The sequence below is a fragment of the Paenibacillus sp. J22P59 genome (assembly GCF_059383895.1).
In genome coordinates, this window is sequence record NZ_JBXENX010000003.1 from 302599 (window position 1) to 325112 (window position 22514).

The following is a 22514-nucleotide window of genomic DNA, read 5'->3' on the forward strand; positions in this document are numbered from 1 at the left end:
CCCCTTCAGTAACAACCATTCAACCTGATGATATAGATGGAATAAACAATTTGTACCAAATAAATTTTAAAGCCCACTTCCCTCAAAATGAGGGCGGTGGGCTTTTTTTGTTTCAACCAGAGAAGAGAAGTGATGCATGCGAAATATGTCTAATTATGTAGAGTGAAAAGGACCTTACTACCATTGTAATAATTTCCAATATTAGGTACATTAAAGGTGTTAATTAAGCTTAATAAAAAGGAGGAATATTATGAAAAAATTATTTCTTGGTGTATCTTCTGCCTTATTAGCTTTAACTGTTGTGTGTGGAGGTGCTTCGGCAGCTAGTGTTAATAATCACATTGGTAACAATACTGTTCAAAATGAACAAGTGCAACCTCTTTCCCTTGGAACTAAGTATGTGACACTAAAAATAGGTTATGCGAATATGCAGCAACTATACAATCCATGGGGGGAATGGACATTTGTAGTGGATTACTTCCAATCGACTCCATTGAGTGTAGAATTAAGTAACTCAGGGCAAATTATAGGGAAAAATCCTGGCACAGCAACGGTATATTCAAAGGATCAATACGGGAATATTGTATATGTGTATAAAATTACCATACTACCAATAACTTAATTAAACTAGAGGACATTTCTGAGAAAATATGCACTTGAGCATGACGTGCCGATTGTATACTGCTCGGAAATAAACATTAATAGAATACTTCATACTATAGTAAAGCCCACTAACCTATTGGTCAGTGGGCTTTTTTGTGTTCGGGTTTGAGTCAACAAAAAAATGTAAAAAACCGACCTCAAATGAGATCGGTGGAGTGGTTTCATAAGATTAATTAGTGTGAAAAGTTCATCCCCTTAGATTTCGTGTAGGCGACACCTCCAGAGCCTTTGGATGCATTGCAGGACCTGCATAATATTGAATGATTGGTTGTATCATTGTACCAATTAACACGCGTCGCTTTATCGGAATTATACCCAATAGTATTCCAATGAGTAGCTACGGGAGATATATGGTCAATGGTTATTTCTGCACGATCTAAAGTGCTAGCTTCATGCGACGCTTTACTTCCGGTACCTGGGCATATCCATGTGTTAGGAGCTGTCCCAGGATTATTAGCGACATATGTAGCCTTACTTGCCAATGCCCCTTTATTAAAAGCTGTAGGATAATACATGGAACGAATGGTGTTTAAATCAATGCTATTACTTAATGTTACTAGATCAGCTATACCATATGTTGTACCTACAAGTAAAAGAGCATCTTTGATGTCATCATCCTTAGTGTCCTTGTCGACCCAATCATATATTTTATCTAAATCATTTATTGCTGCTTGGGTTATCGTATCGTCTTCAAATACTACAGTTAGTATTTCTTCGCCGATCCTGTGTGCTTCATCTTTCCCAATCTTCTTTCTTTGTATAACCGCTTTCTTCATCACGACAGATTGTTGAGCAGGTGCACTAATGGAAAGCCCGCCTGTGCAATCATCACAGCAGCAATCTACAGAACTGTGGCCCAGGCTGTTCGCTCGTGCCCCCATAACATCAGCTTCTCGTTCTAGACCGACATCATCATTCAGAGCCATTCCCTTTGCTTGCGCCGTAGCCTGAACCCTGCCTTGTCTTTGCTGAACAACATGCCAGCCTTCATGGGGCAGATGTCGCTCTTGTCCAGGCCCCATGTAGATATTATTGCCTTGCGCGTAAGCAAGAGCTCCTACGTTTCCTGGCTTCGCTGAATTATAATTTACTTTTACATCTGATAGATCCATTCCGGACAACCGCTCTAGTCCTGATTTGAGGTTATCGGGCATGCCGGTTTGATTCTTCTTTTTTTGAATAGTGAACTCTTGTGGTATAGGAGGGGCTGACGTCATAGGTAATTCCATCAGCTGTACCACAGCTTGGTTACCTAAACTCTTCTGCAGCTGCATAATATGTGCTGGTGACAATGTTGGAGTTGAATTTGGCATTGTTCTGTCCGGTAGGGCTGTTTGTTTAGGATTTACTTGATGCTTTCTAGATGAAGGCTTTGTAGTAGGTTCCTTAGTCTGCACAGTCTAACACCTCTAAAAGTTTAATAATTGAAAGCTATTTTTCTACCGAATTTCTTCACTTTCTGGGTCTTAGAATGAAGAACATCAGTAATGAGTGATATGAATTTCAACTGATATTATGCAGTGCATGTTGTTACAAGAATTCCAAACGATAGGTGCTGCAATCTAGGGATAGTGATCAGATCAATGAGGGATACATATCTCCAGCCATTTCTAATAATAAACTCAAAGATTCTACTATATTTTATATCATATGGGCACTATTTCCTAGTCCATATTTCACAGCCATGTTAATTTGGAGGGCCTATCCATATGGTGGGGATTAGTCAGGACAGCGTGTCGGAGGTGTAATTCTACAAAGTGAAAAAATCTTCTCAGCTGATTACTGGAGCAGCGGGCCGTTTTTGATTGGTCAATAGTGTCCTAAACGAGATACAAATAAACGAATAAAAAAGTGCCAATCCTTAGTAGGACGACACTTTTAAACTTGTAATCCAGATAGGGACTGCAGGGTTAAATCGTTTAATTTAATAGCCGCCGACAGAAATGGCAAGCAGTTGATGCTTTTGTGTGGACAGTCTTGGCAATAAATTTTGTTCATCCCATTAACTTTCTAAGTTGTATTAATTCGTTTATATAGTGATCTAAGTTTCTTTGAGATATTTCTAAGTGATCAGAGTTGTAAGGGGTGTTTTGCGATCTTTGCTCGATGGGATTTTCTAATGCTTCCACAGCGAGCCCTGCGGCAAGTGCAGCGATACCGTCTCCGATTGTAGCAATGGATGCTCCGATAAAGGCGATTTTAGCAATACGAATATCCCTTAATTTGGCGAGTTGTTCGCTATTAATATTCTTATTTTGGTCCATTGAATCCATCGCTTCCTTTTCGGAATATTTGATATCAATATATGCAATACGGCATGCGGTAATGTAAATAAAAATTAGCTTTGAATATTGAAGGCAGAAAATGGCATTAGCATTAAGTTTTTCACCGTTATTAGCGTTCCATTTACTGCTTCTGCTGAAGAAGTGCAATGCTGGTGGCAGTGGAAATTTTGGACCGATCAATATGGACACCACGAGGGTATGTATTACATATATAGATAACATAAGAATAAAGCATAAAAACCGCCTAGCGAATCTTAAACTCGTAGGCGGTTTTTTTTGCTTTTATTCATGCTATTGAATTGTCTGACTTATGATGAATGAAGAATACCATTACCATTTGCTGCTAGAATCCGTTGTGATGTATCCAGAAGGATGAACAACTATTAAATATACAAGACTGGCGAAAGGATATCACCAGTCTAGTAGTTCTAGAGGACATAATTTTGAACGCTAACATATGCAAATTCAACATCTTGACCAGTTATTCTGGCGTAATATTGGCAGTCTCCTGACATGTAAAAATGTATATAACCACTAGAAGTATAAGATTTTGAATACACCACACCGCCAGTAGTACTCTGGCAAATTGCGTTAAGTTCGACTTTTGCTTTGCCATTATGGATGTTCCAACTAATTTCACCATATTGGTGTTGTCCATCTACAAGCCAAGTGATTTCATTTTGATAACCAGTAATAGTCTCTGATGTCTCGAACATATTGGCAGCAAAAACAGATGTTGTGGTCATCATTAAAATAACTACTGTAAGAAAAAAAGTTTTTAAGTTTTGCATAAAAGACCTCCTAGAAATATTTATTAAACTACACCAATAGTTTACATTATAATTATTTTATTTACAATGATTTTATATAAAGTATAAATTTAGAAGATTTGATGAACAGGAGATCAGCAGCCGAAGTATGCGGAATATCGTTGGAATGCTTTTTATAAACTGGCACTGAATTTGCGCTGGGTGGTATTGATTAAGAGTGAATTAGGGGGCGATTCTAAGAGATTATTTTTTGAATGGTATGAAAGAGGCGGACAAATAAAATAGTTAAAGGAGCAGTCACAAAATGAGCTGCTCCTTTTTTATGATTACAATACAAATTGGCACCACAGAAATATGAATGCTGTCTTAGTTGAATAAAAGGCACCAATGCTGCACCAGATCAATAGAAAGGCCATTAGTACCATTAAAGATTATCTGTATAAAAAAGAAAATAACCCTTATGTATCAAGGGTTCTCGGGAATTTAAGTATGGGTGGAAGGTTCCGGAAGGTATCAATCCTAAAGAGTATCGTGGGGAGTGATGATATAAAATGAACATCCCCCGAATATTGCATTACCCCGGCAGCAAATAGAGCATGTCTGAATGGATCATTAGTCATATGCCACCGCATCAGACGTATCTGGAGCCTTTTTTCGGATCTGGTGCAGTTCTAATCACCAAAGCCCGGAGTCAACTTGAAACCATAAATGACCTTGATGGAGAGATCGTCAACCTCTTCCGTATCATCAGGGAGCGATCAGATGAGCTGGCGCATGCAATTTGTTGGACACCGCACTCGGGACAGGAATATTACGAGAGTTATGAACCTACAGTAGATGATCTTGAGCGAGCCCGCCGCTTGGTGGTCCGCCTCTGGCAAGGTAGGGGAGGTAAAACAGTTCATCGCACGGGGTGGCGTAGCATGATTGAGTGCAATGGGCCGTTGAGCGGAAAAGAGTGGCTATCGTTTCCTTCAAAAATTGAGGTAGTTTCTGATCGTCTTAAGGGAGTGCAAATCGAATGCCAACCTGCCACAACAATATTCCAGCGATATAAACGCGCTGATGTAATGATTTATGCTGATCCTCCATACGTACATGCTACGCGTACAACGTCCAGTTATCGCTATGAAATGAAAAGGAAAAGCGCGAGAGAATGAAGGCAGCGCTAAGGAAACGGTCGGAGAGAGATTGGTTTTTGCTAGTCATGGGAATAAACGTAGGGCTGCGGATCGGTGACTTGCTCAAGCTGCATGTCCGCGATGTGCGGAATAAATCGCACATTCGAATAGTCGAAGGGAAGACCAATAAGAAAAAATGGTTTCCGATCAATTCGGAGCTGCGCGAAATTATTAACCAGTACACCAAAGGCATGAAGGACGATGCACCGCTGTTCCTGAGCTATAGGAGGAAGCAGAACATTGGCCGTGTACAGGTTTACCGCATACTCAACTATGCCGCGGCAGAGGTCGGTCTGATCGAGATCGGAACGCTTACGCTACGCAAGACGTTCGGCTATCACTTTTATAAACGCTACAAGGACGTTGCGCTGCTGCAGGAGATATTAAATCATTCTCACCCAATGATAACAATGCGCTATATAGGAATCAATCATGACATTATTGACGAGGCAGTAGGGGGGATTCCATCTATGATCTGGTAGCTATCACATAGAGCCGACACTAAAGCCAGACTTATAGCAAAAAAATTAAAAAACTGCCAATTAGAATTCGGCAGTTTCTTGTACCTTATTGATTTTCACATATTGTCGGATTACCGCATCCTGGATCAGGACCATTTCCACCCCAAGCAGATGCCGCACCTGGTCCTATAAGAGTTATTGCAAGGCACATAGCAGATACAATAAATGCAAACTTCTTTTTCATAATATTCACCCCCTAACAAGGGAACTTGTACATGGATAATATTACTATATAAGTATAATTTGCATCAACTTTTATTTTAGTAGAGATAGATCTGAGGTGATGATTTGAATTTTGAAAATACAGTTCGTTACCAAGCAAAAAAGAACGGAATTCACATAAAGAAACATCGAAACAGTGGAATAACTGCAACTCATCCAGATGGAGAAATGAACCATCTTGTTGACTGGAAACACGCTTTTTACGTTTTGTTTCGATAAACACCGTTTGAATAATGAAGATCATGAGGAGGAAATAAGGCCATGGAAAAATTGAAAATCTTGAACAGTATGCATGTAGTTGATTCCGCAGCATGCGGTGGGGAATTGGAGAGTGTGTATGTTATTGATAACGAACACAATCGAGAGATGCTCAGGCTGCTAGGTATGCCGAAAACAGAAATAGACGATATGACCTCCGATGAAGATGTGGAGGGTTTGATTGATATATCAGGATTTGGGTTTGAATATGGAGGCGCGAAATGGTTCGAGCAAAACATTGACCCAGCAGGAGCTTGGCTAGACTATGTGCCAGAGCATGCCCCGAATTGGGCAAAGTGACGGCGATGGATGAATAAGGAAATATATGGGGGGATTCAAAATGAGTGATGAATATTCTCGAGGTTATGCCGCTGGTCTAAGAGAATTAGATCACGGATACTCATTCGCGGAAATGGAACGAATCAAAGGAGAAGCAGCCCTGCTGCGAGGTGCGTTGGAAGAAATCAAAAATCGGGCTGACTCAATACAGGCATACGGTATCCGCGATGTCCTCAACAAGCTTTCTCTGATTCATTTGCACAGGCAAGGACGATTGACGAATGGCATGAAGATTACGGCGATGTATTGTGGTGGGCATTTCCTATTGATGAACCACTGTATTGTGGATCTCCGTTGGCTGATAACTGGCCGGACTACCACACGCATTGGACTCCGAATATCATACCGGATCAGCCGAGTAGTTAGACGGACAGTTTGAATATTAAAGACCATAACGAGCATTCCCTCGCTATGGTCAACTAATTCTTAATATTACTGATCATTTCGTAGAACTTATAAATGAGGTAGACCACTAGAATTGCGAATCCAGAAATTAATATTTTCTCAACAGCATTTTTCCAGTGGAAGCCATTGTCTTTGTCAATGAAAAGTATAAATACAAAAAATAATAATATGGGACCGTACAGAATGAATTTTCTCATATGAACTCCGTTTTTTAATGTGATGGTAATATTTACGTTAAATAAATGGATATGTTTCGAATTTGAATACAGAGATACTTTAAGGCCCGCTCTCAAAAGAACGAGCCGCAGATCGAGATTACTTTATTATCTCGGCCCAAAAGTCTGTAAATATTTCGTTATTAGTTTGATAAAGTTCTTCCCGACTAATTAATTTCGCCATGGTTACCCATGCCACCTGATCTTCATTAAGCAGTTCAATCGGTATTATAATTTTTTTCATATTGCAAATCGCTCCAATTTTTTTAATTTATATTTTCCGAACAAAGATATAATACGTACTTCGTAAAGTATTTTTAACAATATTCAATGGCAGAAATACATGAGGAGGGACAAACGATGGGCTGTGCATCTGCTGGAAAATACGATGCTGATACAGGTAGGTATGGTTGCCAGGTAACGGGTGATGATTGTATTACCCAGATTCAAAAGCTTGCGCTGAACTCTACAACGAAGGGTCAGGCGCCGAACATGCCGAGGATGAAGACGAATAGGCCTGAATACGAAAGGACATAAATTGCTCTTTGCATATCGCTTGCTAAAATCATGCTAGTTTTGCAACCGATAGACGGGTAGGTCTGAATATTACAATTCAAGCTAACAGACGCATTCTGCGAATCTGGTAGGCCACTACTGCTCATAAACCGAACATATGATCTTATGTTATTCAAAATTTGAGAGGAGCAACAACAATGAAAACATTCGCAAGCGCAACAATCGAGGACATCAAATTAGGTAAAGCTGAGAAATTGACACTCACTATGGACGGGCTATCCGCCGATCAGCTCGAAACCCTTCGCAAGATTATGAAGCAAGGAAAGGCCTACATTATGTTCTCCAGCTCGCAGGCTGATATGATGATATCGAGGACTATGACAATGAACGAGCTGAGCAGCCTCGCGAAGGTGTTCGCGGAACAATTGCACCAGATGGGACTGTAAACGTGGAGGGCAACGTAGAACCGGATGAAGACGAAGGCCAGCAGTTAAGCTTTGGTGATGTTAATGAAGGATCGGAAGAGGACGCTCCAGATGATTCCGCTCAAGAAGGCCAATCTGAAGACAACGATCATGATGCGGAAAAATCCGATGCTGAGCATGAGGACGATGAACACCAGGAGGAGCAAGATGAGCAAGACGAGCAAGACGAGCAAGACGAGCCCGATCAAGAAGAAGATAATGACGATCTCGAAGAAGACGGCGAGGATCAGCAGTCGGGTGACGGAAATGACAAGTGGTAAGGTTCGGAAGAGCCCATTCCTCATAGCAGGCGTAGCATGCTGCATAGTGTTTTGGATATTAGTCGCATGGAGCATATTTAAACGGGAAGCCTGCATGACTGCGAGTTACAGCGATATGCCAAGGGGCAATACAGGTACGACAAGCGACCAGACAGGTGATATCGCAACGCGTAATGTTGATGCCCAGGATGCACGGAGGGCTTACTGTGAGCGTGTATAGAATGAGCGATTAACAGGCTGCCACGTATGGAGAAATTCCTGATTGAAAGGAGATATATGGCAGAGGACGCACCTTATATAACCGATCAAAAGGTATTCAACTTTGAGTTTCAGCCGCCGATCAGCCAGCCGAAGTATGCGGAATATCGCTGGAATGCTTTTATAAGCTGGCGCTGAATTTACGGCTGGCAGTGTTAATAGAATGTGAAGACTTGTAAACGTCTATGAAAAAGGAGAGTGAACAGGGTGGAAGATGAAATTGAAACAGACTGGGATAAATATCCGATGACATTGCGACCCAAGCATATACAACAGATTATGAAAATGGGACTGAAGAAAACATATGAGTTTTTGAACGATCCTCCCTTTCATGTCGCGAAGGCAGGTAGGGAATTATATATCAGTAAATTAGTTTTTAGGAATTGGTTAGAGGGAACATAGCTAAATGTTTTATCAGGAGTAGATAGCAAGGGCTTATAAGCGTTTGCTATTTTATTTATTCGTATCAAAAGTGGATTCGTATCAAATTCGTATCAACAGGTGGTTTTGAGGAAACTACAGTGACTTGTAAGATGATATAAAAAAGAAAAGAACCCTTATGTACCAAGGGTTCTCGGGAATTTAAGTATGGTAGGCTGGATGGGGATCGAACCCATGACCCCTACCCTGTCAAGGTAGTGCTCTCCCGCTGAGCTACCAGCCTTCAATGAAATATATAATATCACATGAATAATATAAAAATCAAGAATAATTTTTGGGGAAATTCAGTTCATTGATTAGTCTTATAAATAGTTAATGACATGGTGGATACATAAACATAATCAGCCATTCCTCCGCATAGGTGTAAAAGTACAGAAGTATACGCTCTCGATAGCAAGCTGGGTTATCCGATTCCTAATGAATTCTTGGAGCTGCGAAATACAAGGGGGAGATTGCTTGGCGGAGGAGTATGCTTATTTAGCACTTTGGCTATTAGGGTTATTTGGTATTGTTGGAACGGTATGCGGATATGTGGCACTGTTCGTTGTGAAAGATACTTTGGCCTATGATCAGCAGTTTGTATGGAGACGGAAGCTGGGATCTGATGGGACCAAAAAATAAGCAATACTGGCTAATATACGCATAGTCTTTTGAAATAATGGATAGGCTACCTGTTGAATATAGTGGAAGAGCCGGGTGAAGCTTCCTTGGCCTGCCAACAACAGACAGGGGAGTGAATCCAATTGAGTCCGAATGAGTATTCGAATGACCAAAGGGAACAAATCGTAGCGGTACAAAAGAACGGGGATGGAGACCTGACTTCGTTCAAAACATCATCTGGTCGCGTGCTTGATTATCAAACCGCATTGCAAGAGGTGCAAGCCGGTCATATCGCTGGCGTAAATGCATTCAAAGGGCGGGATGGAGAATTGTACATTCGTGGAGATGCGGATGGAGACCCGACGAATAATTTGGATCAGCTTCCACTCTTCTAGCATAAGCTGGAATGGAGCGAGCATTCGCAGTGCATGAGGCCTGTGAATGCTCGCTTCTTTCTATTAAAAGGTATAAGTGCGAAGCTCTTCTACGAATTGCATAGCACCAGTTCTGCCCTTATAATCCTCCATCGTATCGCCGTAATGCATAAGCCAAGTTTTTTCTTGAATGGCCGCAGGAAGTGTCAACAGCTCCTCTAGACTGGCATGCACAACCCCTGGCGCTTGCAGCTGGCAGTCATGGAATATGGTTTGAACGCCATGGTCAACTAGATCTTGCAGCAGCTCTCCATTGAACTTCATATCAGCAGAGTAGAAGAATTGCTTATTGAAAATGAACGAATAGCTGTCTTTCCCTTGAATATGATCCGTACGAATTAGCTGAACATTTAATCCCGGATGGATCTCAGTCTCCACGCCTTCCTCAAGCGGCCTGACCTCGAAGAAATCCTCTAATGCCATTAATGGCTCCTGTGTTAAGCCACCTCTTAGGGTCTGCTCCCACAAGGGCTCTACCAAGGTAGAGGCTATATAAAGAACAGGCTTCCTGCCGTAGAGAAACATCATCTGGAACGCATACTCCTCCAACCCCCCCACGTGATCGCCATGAATATGACTGATCAGTACCGCATCCAGCTCAGAGAAGGACCTGTCGGATTCATGCAAGGCTCTAGGAAGAGTAATGCCGCAATCAACGAGCAAACGGAAGCCATTAACCTCTATAAGAGCATTATTGTTATTATACTTTTTGGCAAAAGCACTGCCTGTTCCGAGCATCTGAATATTCAAAGGAGACCACCCGCCTAGAAAGTATTTTACGAATATATCCAATGTATCATAATTGTCAGTATCCGAACAAATGTAGATGCACATTCGCCCTTCCTTACATATAATGCGAGCAGCAGTATTCGGCAGGGAGGGGCAGAGCATTATGAGCAAAGGCAAAGGAAAAGCAACCAAGAAAAAAACGGTGACAAGCGACAGAAAGCAGTTCCATTACAAGCTGGTTTTATCCAGTACATGTCTTGCTTGCAAGACGCCATGTGAGAGAGGAATTAGCTATCGGGAACGGATGAGCGAGCCCGGTTCAGTAGGAAAAGGCGTTCCATGTATTCTCACTCGCACTTATGGTTAATAGGCTTATCATTTCCCGGGCAAGCGCAGCATTCAACAAGAAATGACACCAGCAATAGAAGAGACTTGTTAGCTTGTTTCCCAATTGAAAAAAAGTTTACGGATTAGCGCAACTTTGAGCAGCATGACGAGTATAACCTAGCATCCAGACAAACCGGATGGAGGGTATTCATCGATGAAGTTCAGAAAAGTAGCCACGCTGCTCCTCGTACTGTCATTATGTGGGGGGACATTATTGTTTGCGGATTCAGCATCACAAAAGGTGCGTGTCATCGTTAACAATAAAGAGTTGGATGAGAATGGCGTTATTATTGACAACAAAACCTACTTGCCGCTGCGGCAGGTTGTGGATGGCTTGCAAGCCATAGTGACCTGGGACAATCAGAGCAAAAAAGCGACTTTATATAAGCCTAATGTGCACATGATTTTGTTCCAAGACAAGAAGATGTTCGGAAGTGTAGACAAGGGCAGTCGGTATACGTTCACGTTGCTGTCGCAAATTGATAATTTAACGACAGATGTATCCTCTGTCAAAGTAACGATTACTGATCCGTCGGGCACCGAGAAGACGATCAAATCGGAGAATATCAATACGTCCAAGGATAACTTCTGGTACACAATTGATGATATTAAATATAATTTCGATCAGGGTGGCAAATACGTGGTCCGATTTTATATGAAAATTAACTCTTCCGATGATTGGTCAGTCGTGTCTGACAAGTATATTACCTCGCAATAAAATACGGCTGCACCCTTGATCCTGCGTAGAGGATACAAGGGTGTTTTCGTTTGACCGAAGTACATCCTCATGGTACGATACTTAGGTATGTATATTGAACTGAAATGGGGTAATCGCATGAGTGAGCATCAGCATGGGGAAGACTGCGGCTGCGGACATGACCACGAGCATGAAGAGAGTGTGTTCATAGTAACGGATGACGAGGGCCAGGATCGCGAAATGGTCATGGTGTATACGTTTGAATCAGAAGACAATGGGTACGCAGTTCTGCTGGACCGTAATGATCCAGAAGCGGACGGCGTTATTTTCCGTATTGAAGAAGAGAACGACGAAGCCTTTCTTGTTGGTATCGAAGATGACGCAGAGTGGGATCGCGTAACAGCGATCTACGAGGAAATTGCGCGTACAGAGAACGAAGCCAAAGGCGAGTAATCGCGGCAATAAGAAGCACCTGCCCAAGTGGATAGCGATGAGCTATACGATAAGGGCAGGTGCTCTTTTCTATTTGCGCGGATTATAATGAATCGTTCGACCATTGAATAGAATCAGCTCGGCTTGCAGTTGCTTCGCTATAAATTTGCATAATTCATTGGCCTTTGCTTTATCCCCATGAGTTGCTTCTTCCGGAAGAACAACCTGTATGCTGGAAGGGCCTTCTTCGCCGGTACCAAAAATAATGTACTTATATAGTGGATTCGTTCCTTGTAGGTAAAACCAACGATCATCCTGTCTATCTTCGATGGTGTAGGGAAAGGCAGCCTCCGCATAATCCCAATCCAACTGGCTGCCGGTAAGAGCAGTCTGGTCTCGGTAATGCAGCAGCTTTTCTTTTAACAGCGTGAGCGGCAGCTCGCTGACAGCGGACCCTTGCACAAGCTTGATGAAAGCGCTTTGACTCATTCATCCCACCTCCATCAACATCATAGCATGAGAGGTTCTTTCTTTACAATATGTGGGATAAATGATAAAAACGCCGATTGATAGCCCTTAAAAAGGGCCAGCAACTGGCGTTTTGCTTGAAAATTAGTAAATAGCGTTTTCTTCGACGATTACCTTGACGAATTGAATGCTGCGATCCTCTGGTCCTTTGACCGGCAGGCCCACCTCAACATGATCTACGATGTAATCAATGTTATTTTGCGAGATGACCTCTCCTGGCAGTAGAATAGGAATACCAGGGGGATAGACATAGATGAATTCGGCAATGATACGACCTGCGGATTCCTTGAAAGGCACCACCTCTGTCTCACCGTAGAAAGCATCCCGAGGAGTTAAGGAAAGCTGCGGAATATCAGGTATCTTCACAATAAGCTCGCGAGCTTCGGCTCCTTCATGGAAGGCATCGGACAGTCCTTGAAGAGCCTCCAGCAATTTATTGACGGAGTCCGAGGTATCACCTGGCGTAACTAGGCAAAGAATGTTATACATATCACTCATCTCGATTTCCACATTGTAGTGGTCTCGAAGCCAGTTTTCCGTCTCGTAGCCGGTAATGCCAAGATGTCTAACATGGACAGCGACCTTCGTTGGATCATAGTCATAGGTTGCTTCACCGCCTAGAATATCTTCACCAAAGCAGTAGAGGCCTTGAATTTGATTAATTCGCTCTCTTGCGGATTGAGCAAGGCTAATCGCGCGTTCCGCTATGGCATGTCCGTTCATCGCAAGGTTGCGTCTTGATGTATCAAGGGATGCCAGCAGGATGTAAGAGGTAGAGGTCGTCGTCAGCATACTGATGATCGTTTGTATGCGATGCGGGTTCACGCGTCCCTTGCGGACGTTGAGCACCGAGCTTTGCGTCATGGAGCCTCCTAGCTTGTGAACGCTGGTAGCCGCCATATCCGCTCCAGCTTGCATCGCTGACATAGGCAGCTTCTCATGGAAATGAATGAGAACGCCATGTGCTTCATCAACAAGGACTGGGATATCAAAGCTGTGTACCAGATCAACGATTTCCTTCAGATTGGCACAGAAGCCGTAATAGGTCGGGTTAATAACGAGAACAGCTTTGGCATCAGGATGCTTGTCCAGCGCTCGCTTGACGGATTGAGTCGTAATGCCGTGGTCAATACCAAGATTAGCATCTCTAGCCGGTGAGATAAACACAGGCCTTGCTCCGGCAAAAATAATAGCAGCCATGATCGATTTGTGAACGTTGCGCGGTACGATAATCTTATCGCCGGGCGCACATACGGTCAGAATCATAGTAATGATCGCGCCGCTCGTTCCTTGAACGGAGAAGTAGGTATAATCGGCACCGAATGCATCGGCTGCCAGCTGTTGTGCCTCTTCAATAACGCCGGTCGGCTGATGCAAGTCATCAAGCGGAGCTATATTGATAAGATCGATAGACAAAGCATTGTCACCGATAAATTCGCGAAATTCAGAATCGCTGCCGAGGCCTTTCTTGTGTCCGGGTATATGAAATTGAACCGGGTCGTTCTCCGCATGGCGGCGGAGCGCGGTGAAGAGCGGGGTTTTATTATGATCCATCGTTGTATATCCCTGCCTTTCGAATATCATCTAATATACATGTACAAACAAAGTTGAGTATAGCAAATACAAGTTGGAATGCAAGCGTCATTTTTAAAAAACAGGTCATTATTTTGTTCTTTATTTGTTCATAACTAAGCTGCAGCCTATTATGGTACGATAAAAGTTGGGGTGAAATGGATATGAAAGATAAACGAATATACTTAGTTAGCGCTATTCTTATGACGACGTTCATCGGGTTCGGGATTATCATTCCGGTTATGCCCGAGATCATTAAAGCGACCGATCCAGGCGGCCTTGAGAAGCATACAGGCCTCATGCTCGCCGTATACTCGGCAGTATCATTTATTCTCTCTCCTTATTGGGGAGGGCTGTCCGACCGAATAGGCAGACGGCCGATTATATTAGTTGGGGTAGTTGGGTTTTCGATTAGCTTCTTGCTGTTCGGGCTATCCTCCGGTAACTTGATGCTCATGTATTTATCACGTATTCTTGGCGGTTTGTTCTCTGGAGCGGTTACGTCGGTAATCGTGGCTTATGTCGCAGATATTACACCGAAGGAGCATCGGACGAAGGGAATGGCCTTTGTGGGCATGTCGATTGGTCTTGGCTTCACGTTCGGCCCTGCCTTTGGCGGGATGCTAAGTCTGGTCTCCTTAGAGACACCGTTCTATGTCGCTTCTGCCTTGGCAGCTATTACTTTCGTGTTGGCGATCACGAAGCTTAAGGAATCGCTGACGCCTGAGAATAGGCGCCAATCGTCAGAGCCGCGCATATCGCGCTGGTCAGCCTTTACCGGGCCGCTCAAATACTTATATGTACTTGCTTTTTTTGTGACCTTTACGCTTGCGGGACTCGAAGCAACGTTGCAAATTTTCGGGATGGTCCGTTTTGCTGTAACGCCGCTTCAAGTCGGTATCTTATTTTTCGTGTGCGGCCTTGTGGGCGCTTTGGTTCAAGGCGGTTTTGTACGCCGCAAAATTAAGAAGGGTGACGAGCCTAAGTATATAGCGATCGGGCTCATTATCTCAGCAATCGGCTTTTTTATGCTGCTGGGTGCGCATTCTTTATGGTGGGCAACGGCATCCCTCGCTGTATTCGGTATAGGGAATGCCTTGATTCGTCCATGCGTGACCTCGCTCATTACCCAAAAAACAACAGTAGGACAAGGTGTTGCTTCTGGACTAAGCTCTTCTATGGACAGCCTTGGACGTATCGCAGGACCTCTGTTCGGTACATTTTTATTTACGTTTAATCTAGGCTTGCCGTATGTGTCTGGAGGAGTGCTTTGTCTTGCGGCGTTGCTGCTGCTAGTCGGCTTCCGTCGTATGGACGTTCGGCTGTCACAGGAACAAACTGCGGTTGCAGGCAATAACGATTAACGATTAAAGTTCATATTTACCTTTAAAAGTGCTGGTAGAGGGAAATGATCCCTGTACCAGCACTTTTTTTGTTGCGGATAGAAATCTCTCGCTCCGACTCTAGTCGGAGCGAGTCTCCGACCATAGGCCAGAGCAAAGAGCGGTCTCCAGACGTTTTTGCAATACTTTTCCAAGCCTTATGCTTTATACAGGAAAACAAAGCAATCCGACAAGGAGAAGGAGCAGGGAAAAAATGAGTAGATTAACAGAATGGTCGTTCCGAAATAAGGCGGCCGTCATACTGATCGTCATCATGTCACTGGTTATGGGGGTTGTCAGCTATTTGAAGCTGCCGATGGAATTCCTTCCAGCGGCTGATAATCCGCAGGTCCGAGTGGTAACGATTGGACCAGGCCTGGACGCTAAGACGATGGAGAAGCTGGTTACTAATCCGATGGAGGAGGCGCTTTCCTTAATGACAGGGAAAAGCGGAATGTTCTCTACCTCGGGTAACGGATATGCAGAGCTTAATCTGAATTATGACTCGAAGACAAATATGAAGGAAGCGAAAGAGGAGGTGGAAAGAGCGCTCTCGCAGGTGCAGCTTCCAGCGGGCGTTATGAAACCGTTCGTCATTCAACAAAATACGTCGATGATTCCGATTTCGTGGGTGACCTTGACGTTCGCGGACGGCTTGAGTGAGCAAGCAAAAGAAATGAAGCTTAAGCAGGTGACAGCAGAGCTGCAAAAGTCTGAAGGGGCTGGCCTTGTCAGTGTTGTCGGTAAGTCGATAGCAACGATCCATGTTACTCCATTAGCTGACAAGCTCTCTGAGAAAGGGCTGCCGGTCCAGACGCTTATGGGCGTGCTGCAAGGTCGAGGGGTGGCAGCTTCTGTTGGGGAGCGCACAATCGAGGGAGCTTCCGCTAACATTAACGTTTACGATCAAATTCGTAATATAGAAACGCTCCGCAAGCTGCCTGTTGCATCTGGTGTTCGTCTGGAGGATGTCGCTAGCGTGGAGCTTGCCAAGGATCAAGAGAGCATCAACCGCATGAATGGCAAGGATGCCATTATATTTACAGTTTCCAAATCAGCGGAAGCAAATGCGGTAACGACAGGCAATCATATTGAAAAGACGGTGGAAAGATTAAATAAAGAAATAGAAGGGATTGATGCTGCTGTACTTCTTAGTACGTCAGAGTCTATCTCTTCCTCCGTCAATAGTATGCTGCGAGAAGTATTGCTAGGAGCTTTATTCGCGACAATTGTTATTCTATTATTCATGCGCAATATTAAGGCGACGATTATTACGATCGTATCCATTCCTTTGTCGCTCGGAATTACGTTGTATTTATTACAGCTATCAGGCGTATCTTTGAACATTATTACGCTTGGAGGGGTTGCAGTAGCAGTAGGCAGGCTGGTCGACGATAGTATCGTCGTGATCGAGAACATTTATCGAAGATTGCAGAAGGAGCCCTTCTCGATCCTCGTAATAACTGATGCGACAAAGGAAGTAGCCTCAGCGATTACTTCATCGACCTTGGTGACGGTTGCCGTATTTTTGCCAATGGGGCTGCTGCGTGGCTCTTTGCAATCGTTTTTGCTTCCATTTGCCCTCACGGTCGCTTACTCGCTGCTTGCCTCGCTGCTGGTCGCTCTGACTGTGGTGCCGCTGCTTAGTGCGATTCTGCTGCGCGGCACGAAGGAGAAGCCACATACAGGCTCCCGTATGTTTGAGTCCTTCATTCGCTGGAATTTGCAGCATAAATGGGTGCCGCTGCTCGTATCCATTGTCTTACTTGCGGGATCATTAGGGACTTATGCGGTAATGCCTAAGGGAGCGATGGATTCTTCCAGTGCAGAGAGCGTTAACGTGTCACTGCAATTTCCCAGCGATACGCCGCATGATGCAGTCGTAGAGGAAGGCATGAAGCTTGAATCTTATTTAACGGGGAACAAGGATGTAGAATGGGTGAATATGTCTCTGGGCAACAGCTCTGATATGGCGAAGTTTGGCGCAGTATCATCGCCAACGCTGGTTACTTATCTCGTAGACTTACATGAGAACGTGGATGCGGATGCATTCATGGAGGGTGTTAAAGCCCAGAAGAACCAGAAATACAATGCGGCGATTGATGTATATGCAATTGATTTGATGATGGGAGGCAGCTCCTCACAAGTCTATGTTGACGTGATAGGGGAAGATCCGGTCGAGCTGGCTGAAACTGCCGAGAAGCTGATTGCGGCAATTAAGCCGCTCGAAGGAGTAGTTAAGGTAAAGAGTAATCAAGAGGAGAAGAAGGCTGTCTATGCCTTTGAGGTGGATTCTACGCTTGCCAAGGGGCAAGAGATTGCCTCGCAGCTGCAAAGCTTGATCAATCCCGTTCCGCTGGGCTCAATCGAGATGGATGACCGTGCTACGCCAGTACTGCTTCAGCCTATCGTTCAACCGGATTCGGAAGCGGATCTGAAGCAACTGTTAGTAATGACGGAAGCGGGGCCTGTTGCCGTATCGAATGTAGCTAAGCTGGTCAGAACGGAAGAGCCAAGCCTGTATTACCATAAGGACGGCAAAGCTTATGTCCGTGTAGCTGCGGATGTAGAACCGAGCGAGCTGTCTGTTGTCGGCAATTTAATTACAAAGCAAGCTAATTCTCTACAGCTTCCTGATGGAGTAAGTGTGGCTGTGGGAGGCGCTTCTGCAGACCAGTCGAGTGATTTCGCTGATCTTGGCCTTACAGCTCTTATTTCCATTGGTATCGTGTATTTGATTATGGTGCTGGCATTTAAGACGCTTCGCGCACCTCTGGCTATTCTGTTCTCGCTGCCGCTCGCTGCGATTGGCGCTGTAATCGGACTCTTAATATCAGGAGTTACCCCGGATGTAACTGCGATGTTCGGAGCATTGATGCTAATTGGCATCGTTGTTACGAATGCTATCGTGCTGATTGATAGAGTTAAGCAGAACGAGGAGACGATGACGATAAGAGAGGCGTTGATTGAAGCGGCGTCGACACGTATGCGTCCGATCGTCATGACGGCAATAGCGACCGTCTCAGCCATGCTGCCGCTCGTATTCGGCTCCCATGAGTCAGGCAATATCGTATCGCAAGGCCTTGCTATTGTCGTCATTGGCGGATTGGTAGCAGCTACGCTGCTGACCTTGGTCATAGTCCCTTGCGTATACGAGCTGTTCTTCTTCCGCACTTCACGGAAGCAGCGCCACAACAGCAAGGAGAGTGAACGGATCAGTATGACTGAGGCTATGAATTAAAAGAAAGCTGCCGCCTTCCCTAACCGGGAGGCGGCAGCTTTCTTGCGTTTATTCGTAAGCCAGTCGATATAAAGGCATAAGCGTTGTGTAAGTTTCTTTAGCGTAGTTTAGAAGAGCGTCGCCATCGCTGAGCAGGAGATCGCCTGCAGGAACTTGTCGGCCGATCAAGAGCTCTGCTTTTTGCACATCGCGAAAGCGGATTAGCGCATTGGTAAAGTCCGCTCGCGACATTTCGCTCACAGCCATCGATTCTTTCTTCGTATGATCAAGTGATATCGCATAATCGCTTGGTATAGCGGCGATGAACTCATCAAGCCGATTCAGATAGGCGGAAGCAATTCGGGCTTTGTTCGGCGCTTCATAGATGAGTGCAAACCATAGGAAGAGATGATCATCGAACAAGCCAAGCTGAAAGTGAGGATGTGCTTTATACCCACGTTTGTTATTGCATATGGCAAGCCAAGTGTCTTTGGGTGGATTCACTGTGCGGCGGGCATGCCTCGCGATATGCAAGTACATTTCATTGCCCGCTTGAATCGCGAGGTCTCCCACTAATTGCTCGCCTATTGCACGGAACTTGGGCTGTATTCGCTGTTGAATGGCGGCCATCCGCTCTTCAAGCCCATCTATCTGAAAGGTATCGAAATCCGCCTGCTCGAATCCTGTAAAATGATTTACCTGTGTCGTTGTCATTTATGTTCACTCCTTATTTGTTCGGTCTGCTGGTTCAGTTATTAGGTAATTTCAAATAAAAGATAGCAATTTGCGTGCGGTCACGCAGCGCCAGCTTGTTCAATATTTCTGAAATATAATTTTTGATCGTGCCTTCACTCAGGTAGAGAGAGGCAGCGATCTCTTTATTGGATTGCCCGTCTGCGATATGGCGGACAATCTGCTGCTCGGCGTGGGTCAAGCCATAAGAAGCTAACGTATCGGCAGAGACAGCTGTACTCTCTATGGAATCTCCACGAGAGGGCTCAAGCATGCCGGCAAGCTTGCGGGCAATATCGGGATGGATAAGGAGTGAGCCTTCATGAACGGTTTTGATTCCGCTAATAATTCGGCTGGGCGACATATTCTTGAGCAGGTAGCCATTCGCCCCATTGCGAATCGCTTGTGCAATATAATCATCATCGTCAAAGGTGGTTAGAATTAAGACGGCTGGCGGAGTGCTTAGCTCTCGCAGCAGCTTGGTGCCTTCAACTCCATCGCATTCAGGCATGCGAATATCCATAAGCACCACATCGACAGGCGTATGGCTTACGAACTCGGCTGCTTCTCGTCCATTCTCGCAAATCCCTGCAACCTGCAGTTCATTGTCGAGCCCCAATATAAGCTGCATACTTTCCCGTATAAAAGGATCATCATCTACAATGAGCACGTTGATCATCGTTCCTAGCTCTCCTTGACGGCTGTTTCAGGCCATTGTGTATAGTCACCGAGCAGCGGCATTGTCGTTGTCACGGAAAATTGCTCCTCAGCGTTCCACTCCAACGTACCGCCAATCAGTGCGATTCGCTCTTTCATTCCTCGCATCCCGAGACCCGTCTCAATGATTGGTCCTGGAACAATGCCATTATTGGATACAGTCAAGGCAATAGTATCTTTCTGAAAGCTTAGAATGACGGATACGATAGTCGCATGGCCATGTCGGACTGCATTCGTAACAGCTTCCTGTGCATTCTTATAAAGAATGAATTCCAAGCTGGGATAGAGCGGGCGCGGAGGTCCCTGAATATCAAATTCGATTGCGATGCCCAGTGCTTCTCCTGCTTCGATAACTAATCGATCAAGCGCATATTTACGAGATTCGTTAGCGCTTGGAGGGGCCAGCTTGCGCACGGTTCGGCGCATAATCTCCATGCTATCTTGCAGCTGGTCACGAATTTGCAGCGTAATGGCATGCGCGCGGGTCGTATCGGAATCGAACACATGCAGAGCTGCTTCAGACATCATCTTGACACGGATTAGACGGTGACCGAGATCATCATGAATATCCTTAGCGATCCGATTGCGTTCCTCCGATTGTGCATATTGTTCGATTTGTGAAGCGTAATCAAGCAATCTGCGCCTGGCATCTTCCAGCTCCGCATGGCTATGGGTCAGCTGGGCGTAGAGGTCCTCTGTCTTGTGACGGCGCCCTTCCAGGTCATTGAAAACAGAGAGAACCGCCGCCGTTAACAGCCACAATAGCAGAGCTGTCAGTATAATTTCTGGTGCTCTATGACTTAGGCTTGCAAATAGAATGGCGCCTCCTCCGCTCACCCATGCGATTCCTGCAGATCGAGAAGGGCGGCTGCCCATTGCACCTATCAGGGCAGCAAATAACAGTAGGAATAAGACATTGCCATATATATAAGAAAGAATTCCGAAGCCTAGCATTTCGATGGCCAGCAGAGCTGGCGCCCTTCGCGGAAACCAATGCCCAGCTTTGATTAAAACCAACGCCAATAGAATAGAAACTGTATAGGGGGCGTAAGCGTGCGTATCAATGCTCATAACGCTGGCAATAGCCGGTACCACCACTAGCAAGCTTCGAATGGAGTGAAGCGAAATAGGCATGCTGCGTTTCTCCTGCACTACTGAATTTGTTTTATTATAGCATACTGGCCTGGAGCAAAAGATGGGTTTCTCATGAAGAAATGACTTTAGTCACCTTGAGAAGGTGACTTTATAGACCTGACTGCAAGCAGCGCGGGTTATATACTGAATTCATATAAAGCATTTTGGAAGGATGAGGCATATGACGTTGGTGCACTTTCGCGAGGTAGTGAAGAAGTATGATACGACAATGATAGTGAACCACTTGAATCTTGATATTGCAAAAGGGGAAATTTTCGGTTTGCTTGGTCCCAATGGAGCGGGCAAAAGTACAACCATTCATATGCTCTCCGGCTTGCTGGAGATGAGCGCAGGGGACATTACACTGGAAGGCTTCTCCATTCGCAAGCAGCCTTTAGAAGTGAAGCGGCGTCTTGGTCTTGTGCCGCAAGAGCTGGCTATATATGAGACGCTTACCGCGCACGAGAACGTTACTTTTTTTGCCAAGCTGTACGGTCTGACAGGGAAGGAGCGGCAAGAACGGGTTAATGAAGCTCTTGCCTTCGTAGGTCTGCTTGATCGAGCTAAGGAGAAGCCGGCTACTTTCTCCGGGGGGATGAAGCGCCGTCTGAATATCGCATGTGCGATTATGCATCGTCCCAAGCTCATCATTATGGATGAGCCGACAGTTGGAATTGACCCGCAATCCCGCAATCATATATTGGAATCTGTAAGAGAGCTGAACAGGCTAGGATCAACGATTATTTATACGAGCCATTATATGGAGGAGATCGAAGCGATCTGCTCTCGAATCGGAATCGTTGATAAAGGGAAGCTGATCGCCTGTGGAACGACAGAGCAATTGAAACGGCAATCAGGGGTAGATGAGCAACTGGTCTTCGAGATAGATCGACCATTGGGGCAAGCCTCGGCAGAGATTAGCGGGCATCCTGCTGTGAAGCAATTAAGAACGCGAGACGACGGCAGGACGCTTGAGATCATCGTGAAGGAGTCTACTACCGTTCTTCAGGATCTGTTGTTTATTTTGCATAAGCATAATGTCGCTCTTCAAAAAATGACGCGTGAAGAGTCCACGCTAGAATCATTATTTCTACAATTGACCGGGCGCACTTTACGGGATGAATAGGAGGA

At 44.8% G+C, this 22514-nt stretch carries 29 protein-coding genes and 1 tRNA gene; 18 read left to right on the top strand and 12 right to left on the bottom strand.

What is annotated here, in order from left to right:
- Positions 1–250: 250 nt before the first annotated feature.
- Complete coding sequence (locus AC50YO_RS06700; protein ID WP_494844793.1) at positions 251–622, top strand: hypothetical protein; 372 nt, start codon at positions 251–253, stop codon at positions 620–622.
- Between the two features lie 214 nt (positions 623–836).
- Here the strand turns inward: AC50YO_RS06700 and AC50YO_RS06705 are convergent, their stop codons facing one another.
- From AC50YO_RS06705 to AC50YO_RS06715, 3 genes are all read right to left on the bottom strand, one after another.
- Positions 837–2060, bottom strand: coding sequence for an eCIS core domain-containing protein (locus AC50YO_RS06705; RefSeq protein ID WP_494844795.1), 1224 nt, complete (start codon positions 2058–2060; stop codon positions 837–839).
- 597 nt (positions 2061–2657) lie between these two features.
- On the bottom strand, positions 2658–3128 hold the full coding sequence (locus AC50YO_RS06710; protein WP_494844799.1) for a hypothetical protein: 471 nt from the start codon (positions 3126–3128) through the stop codon (positions 2658–2660).
- A gap of 248 nt (positions 3129–3376) precedes the next feature.
- On the bottom strand, positions 3377–3739 hold the full coding sequence (locus AC50YO_RS06715; RefSeq protein WP_494844802.1) for a hypothetical protein: 363 nt from the start codon (positions 3737–3739) through the stop codon (positions 3377–3379).
- 575 nt (positions 3740–4314) lie between these two features.
- On the opposite strand from AC50YO_RS06715, the gene AC50YO_RS06720 reads away from it, so the two are divergent.
- Both AC50YO_RS06720 and AC50YO_RS06725 read left to right on the top strand, forming a co-directional pair.
- Entirely contained in the window at positions 4315–4878 is a 564-nt protein-coding gene (locus AC50YO_RS06720) for a DNA adenine methylase (RefSeq protein WP_494844804.1), read from the top strand.
- A complete protein-coding gene (locus tag AC50YO_RS06725; RefSeq protein WP_494844806.1) occupies positions 4875–5381 on the top strand; it encodes a tyrosine-type recombinase/integrase in 507 nt (168 codons plus the stop codon). Before AC50YO_RS06720 ends, AC50YO_RS06725 begins: the two co-directional genes overlap by 4 nt.
- Before the next feature lie 85 nt (positions 5382–5466).
- On the opposite strand, the gene AC50YO_RS06730 is transcribed toward AC50YO_RS06725, so the two are convergent.
- Positions 5467–5604, bottom strand: a complete 138-nt coding sequence (locus AC50YO_RS06730) for a hypothetical protein (RefSeq protein ID WP_494844808.1) — start codon at positions 5602–5604, stop codon at positions 5467–5469.
- Positions 5605–5903: 299 nt separating this feature from the next.
- Between AC50YO_RS06730 and AC50YO_RS06735 the strand changes: the two genes are divergently transcribed.
- Positions 5904–6200 (top strand): hypothetical protein, encoded by a 297-nt coding sequence (locus AC50YO_RS06735; protein ID WP_494844810.1) that lies wholly within the window; start codon positions 5904–5906, stop codon positions 6198–6200.
- 40 nt (positions 6201–6240) lie between these two features.
- Positions 6241–6618: a hypothetical protein gene (locus tag AC50YO_RS06740; RefSeq protein WP_494844812.1), complete on the top strand. Its 378-nt coding sequence runs from the start codon at positions 6241–6243 to the stop codon at positions 6616–6618.
- Positions 6619–6959: 341 nt separating this feature from the next.
- On the opposite strand, the gene AC50YO_RS06745 is transcribed toward AC50YO_RS06740, so the two are convergent.
- Positions 6960–7103 (bottom strand): hypothetical protein, encoded by a 144-nt coding sequence (locus tag AC50YO_RS06745; protein WP_494844814.1) that lies wholly within the window; start codon positions 7101–7103, stop codon positions 6960–6962.
- Positions 7104–7219: 116 nt separating this feature from the next.
- On the opposite strand from AC50YO_RS06745, the gene AC50YO_RS06750 reads away from it, so the two are divergent.
- The 5 genes from AC50YO_RS06750 to AC50YO_RS06770 all read left to right on the top strand — a co-directional run bounded on the left by AC50YO_RS06750 (position 7220) and on the right by AC50YO_RS06770 (position 8780).
- Positions 7220–7396, top strand: coding sequence for a hypothetical protein (locus AC50YO_RS06750; protein WP_494844817.1), 177 nt, complete (start codon positions 7220–7222; stop codon positions 7394–7396).
- A gap of 176 nt (positions 7397–7572) precedes the next feature.
- Positions 7573–7821: a hypothetical protein gene (locus AC50YO_RS06755; RefSeq protein ID WP_494844820.1), complete on the top strand. Its 249-nt coding sequence runs from the start codon at positions 7573–7575 to the stop codon at positions 7819–7821.
- 2 nt (positions 7822–7823) lie between these two features.
- On the top strand, positions 7824–8120 hold the full coding sequence (locus AC50YO_RS06760; protein ID WP_494844824.1) for a hypothetical protein: 297 nt from the start codon (positions 7824–7826) through the stop codon (positions 8118–8120).
- Positions 8008–8340 carry a hypothetical protein gene (locus AC50YO_RS06765; RefSeq protein WP_494844827.1) on the top strand — a complete coding sequence of 111 codons (333 nt, stop codon included), beginning with the start codon at positions 8008–8010 and terminating at the stop codon, positions 8338–8340. Before AC50YO_RS06760 ends, AC50YO_RS06765 begins: the two co-directional genes overlap by 113 nt.
- A 245-nt stretch (positions 8341–8585) precedes the next feature.
- Entirely contained in the window at positions 8586–8780 is a 195-nt protein-coding gene (locus tag AC50YO_RS06770; RefSeq protein ID WP_494844830.1) for a helix-turn-helix domain-containing protein, read from the top strand.
- Positions 8781–8967: 187 nt separating this feature from the next.
- Here AC50YO_RS06770 and AC50YO_RS06775 read toward each other — a convergent pair.
- A tRNA-Val gene (locus AC50YO_RS06775) sits at positions 8968–9042 on the bottom strand.
- A 92-nt stretch (positions 9043–9134) separates the two neighbouring features.
- On the opposite strand from AC50YO_RS06775, the gene AC50YO_RS06780 reads away from it, so the two are divergent.
- Together AC50YO_RS06780 and AC50YO_RS06785 are read left to right on the top strand one after the other, a co-directional pair.
- On the top strand, positions 9135–9440 hold the full coding sequence (locus AC50YO_RS06780) for a hypothetical protein (protein ID WP_494844832.1): 306 nt from the start codon (positions 9135–9137) through the stop codon (positions 9438–9440).
- Between the two features lie 122 nt (positions 9441–9562).
- Positions 9563–9814, top strand: coding sequence for a DUF3892 domain-containing protein (locus AC50YO_RS06785; protein WP_494844835.1), 252 nt, complete (start codon positions 9563–9565; stop codon positions 9812–9814).
- Between the two features lie 63 nt (positions 9815–9877).
- Here AC50YO_RS06785 and AC50YO_RS06790 read toward each other — a convergent pair whose 3' ends face one another.
- Positions 9878–10603, bottom strand: coding sequence for an MBL fold metallo-hydrolase (locus AC50YO_RS06790; RefSeq protein WP_494844838.1), 726 nt, complete (start codon positions 10601–10603; stop codon positions 9878–9880).
- A gap of 142 nt (positions 10604–10745) precedes the next feature.
- Here AC50YO_RS06790 and AC50YO_RS06795 point away from each other — a divergent pair, with 142 nt between their 5' ends.
- From AC50YO_RS06795 to AC50YO_RS06805, 3 genes are all read left to right on the top strand, one after another.
- A complete protein-coding gene (locus AC50YO_RS06795) occupies positions 10746–10949 on the top strand; it encodes a hypothetical protein (RefSeq protein WP_494844840.1) in 204 nt (67 codons plus the stop codon).
- Between the two features lie 174 nt (positions 10950–11123).
- Positions 11124–11687 carry a stalk domain-containing protein gene (locus AC50YO_RS06800; protein WP_494844843.1) on the top strand — a complete coding sequence of 188 codons (564 nt, stop codon included), beginning with the start codon at positions 11124–11126 and terminating at the stop codon, positions 11685–11687.
- 117 nt (positions 11688–11804) lie between these two features.
- Positions 11805–12119, top strand: a complete 315-nt coding sequence (locus AC50YO_RS06805; protein WP_494844848.1) for a DUF1292 domain-containing protein — start codon at positions 11805–11807, stop codon at positions 12117–12119.
- 69 nt (positions 12120–12188) lie between these two features.
- On the opposite strand, the gene AC50YO_RS06810 is transcribed toward AC50YO_RS06805, so the two are convergent.
- Positions 12189–12587, bottom strand: coding sequence for a DUF1885 family protein (locus AC50YO_RS06810; RefSeq protein WP_494844852.1), 399 nt, complete (start codon positions 12585–12587; stop codon positions 12189–12191).
- A 123-nt stretch (positions 12588–12710) separates the two neighbouring features.
- Positions 12711–14180, bottom strand: coding sequence for an aminotransferase class I/II-fold pyridoxal phosphate-dependent enzyme (locus AC50YO_RS06815; RefSeq protein ID WP_494844854.1), 1470 nt, complete (start codon positions 14178–14180; stop codon positions 12711–12713).
- A 182-nt stretch (positions 14181–14362) separates the two neighbouring features.
- On the opposite strand from AC50YO_RS06815, the gene AC50YO_RS06820 reads away from it, so the two are divergent.
- Positions 14363–15562, top strand: a complete 1200-nt coding sequence (locus AC50YO_RS06820; protein WP_494845305.1) for an MFS transporter — start codon at positions 14363–14365, stop codon at positions 15560–15562.
- A 232-nt stretch (positions 15563–15794) separates the two neighbouring features.
- The gene (locus AC50YO_RS06825) at positions 15795–18821 is read left to right on the top strand and encodes an efflux RND transporter permease subunit (RefSeq protein WP_494844857.1); all 3027 of its coding nucleotides are present in this window, start codon (positions 15795–15797) and stop codon (positions 18819–18821) included.
- Positions 18822–18869: 48 nt separating this feature from the next.
- Here AC50YO_RS06825 and AC50YO_RS06830 read toward each other — a convergent pair whose 3' ends face one another.
- Genes AC50YO_RS06830 through AC50YO_RS06840 form a run of 3 tightly spaced genes read right to left on the bottom strand, consistent with a single transcriptional unit; the run spans position 18870 to position 21383 of the window.
- Positions 18870–19514 (bottom strand): YktB family protein, encoded by a 645-nt coding sequence (locus AC50YO_RS06830; RefSeq protein ID WP_494844861.1) that lies wholly within the window; start codon positions 19512–19514, stop codon positions 18870–18872.
- 34 nt (positions 19515–19548) lie between these two features.
- On the bottom strand, positions 19549–20211 hold the full coding sequence (locus AC50YO_RS06835) for a response regulator transcription factor (RefSeq protein ID WP_494844866.1): 663 nt from the start codon (positions 20209–20211) through the stop codon (positions 19549–19551).
- 5 nt (positions 20212–20216) lie between these two features.
- Positions 20217–21383 carry a sensor histidine kinase gene (locus AC50YO_RS06840; protein ID WP_494844870.1) on the bottom strand — a complete coding sequence of 389 codons (1167 nt, stop codon included), beginning with the start codon at positions 21381–21383 and terminating at the stop codon, positions 20217–20219.
- 181 nt (positions 21384–21564) lie between these two features.
- Here AC50YO_RS06840 and AC50YO_RS06845 point away from each other — a divergent pair, with 181 nt between their 5' ends.
- Positions 21565–22509, top strand: a complete 945-nt coding sequence (locus AC50YO_RS06845; RefSeq protein ID WP_494844876.1) for an ABC transporter ATP-binding protein — start codon at positions 21565–21567, stop codon at positions 22507–22509.
- Positions 22510–22514: the final 5 nt, after the last annotated feature.

Bases quoted from the DNA above. Each gene is read 5' to 3' on its own strand.
- AC50YO_RS06740 (WP_494844812.1), top strand. From the start codon at position 6,241: ATGAGTGATGAATATTCTCGAGGTTATGCCGCTGGTCTAAGAGAATTA.
- AC50YO_RS06820 (WP_494845305.1), top strand. From the start codon at position 14,363: ATGAAAGATAAACGAATATACTTAGTTAGCGCTATTCTTATGACGACG.
- AC50YO_RS06745 (WP_494844814.1), bottom strand. From the start codon at position 7,103: ATGAAAAAAATTATAATACCGATTGAACTGCTTAATGAAGATCAGGTG.
- AC50YO_RS06755 (WP_494844820.1), top strand. From the start codon at position 7,573: ATGAAAACATTCGCAAGCGCAACAATCGAGGACATCAAATTAGGTAAA.
- AC50YO_RS06765 (WP_494844827.1), top strand. From the start codon at position 8,008: ATGAGCAAGACGAGCAAGACGAGCAAGACGAGCCCGATCAAGAAGAAG.
- AC50YO_RS06830 (WP_494844861.1), bottom strand. From the start codon at position 19,514: ATGACAACGACACAGGTAAATCATTTTACAGGATTCGAGCAGGCGGAT.
- AC50YO_RS06730 (WP_494844808.1), bottom strand. From the start codon at position 5,604: ATGAAAAAGAAGTTTGCATTTATTGTATCTGCTATGTGCCTTGCAATA.
- AC50YO_RS06720 (WP_494844804.1), top strand. From the start codon at position 4,315: ATGTCTGAATGGATCATTAGTCATATGCCACCGCATCAGACGTATCTG.
- AC50YO_RS06700 (WP_494844793.1), top strand. From the start codon at position 251: ATGAAAAAATTATTTCTTGGTGTATCTTCTGCCTTATTAGCTTTAACT.
- AC50YO_RS06825 (WP_494844857.1), top strand. From the start codon at position 15,795: ATGAGTAGATTAACAGAATGGTCGTTCCGAAATAAGGCGGCCGTCATA.
- AC50YO_RS06835 (WP_494844866.1), bottom strand. From the start codon at position 20,211: ATGATCAACGTGCTCATTGTAGATGATGATCCTTTTATACGGGAAAGT.
- AC50YO_RS06715 (WP_494844802.1), bottom strand. From the start codon at position 3,739: ATGCAAAACTTAAAAACTTTTTTTCTTACAGTAGTTATTTTAATGATG.
- AC50YO_RS06845 (WP_494844876.1), top strand. From the start codon at position 21,565: ATGACGTTGGTGCACTTTCGCGAGGTAGTGAAGAAGTATGATACGACA.
- AC50YO_RS06815 (WP_494844854.1), bottom strand. From the start codon at position 14,180: ATGGATCATAATAAAACCCCGCTCTTCACCGCGCTCCGCCGCCATGCG.
- AC50YO_RS06800 (WP_494844843.1), top strand. From the start codon at position 11,124: ATGAAGTTCAGAAAAGTAGCCACGCTGCTCCTCGTACTGTCATTATGT.
- AC50YO_RS06780 (WP_494844832.1), top strand. From the start codon at position 9,135: ATGACATGGTGGATACATAAACATAATCAGCCATTCCTCCGCATAGGT.
- AC50YO_RS06840 (WP_494844870.1), bottom strand. From the start codon at position 21,383: ATGCCTATTTCGCTTCACTCCATTCGAAGCTTGCTAGTGGTGGTACCG.
- AC50YO_RS06750 (WP_494844817.1), top strand. From the start codon at position 7,220: ATGGGCTGTGCATCTGCTGGAAAATACGATGCTGATACAGGTAGGTAT.
- AC50YO_RS06725 (WP_494844806.1), top strand. From the start codon at position 4,875: ATGAAGGCAGCGCTAAGGAAACGGTCGGAGAGAGATTGGTTTTTGCTA.
- AC50YO_RS06795 (WP_494844840.1), top strand. From the start codon at position 10,746: ATGAGCAAAGGCAAAGGAAAAGCAACCAAGAAAAAAACGGTGACAAGC.
- AC50YO_RS06810 (WP_494844852.1), bottom strand. From the start codon at position 12,587: ATGAGTCAAAGCGCTTTCATCAAGCTTGTGCAAGGGTCCGCTGTCAGC.
- AC50YO_RS06735 (WP_494844810.1), top strand. From the start codon at position 5,904: ATGGAAAAATTGAAAATCTTGAACAGTATGCATGTAGTTGATTCCGCA.
- AC50YO_RS06805 (WP_494844848.1), top strand. From the start codon at position 11,805: ATGAGTGAGCATCAGCATGGGGAAGACTGCGGCTGCGGACATGACCAC.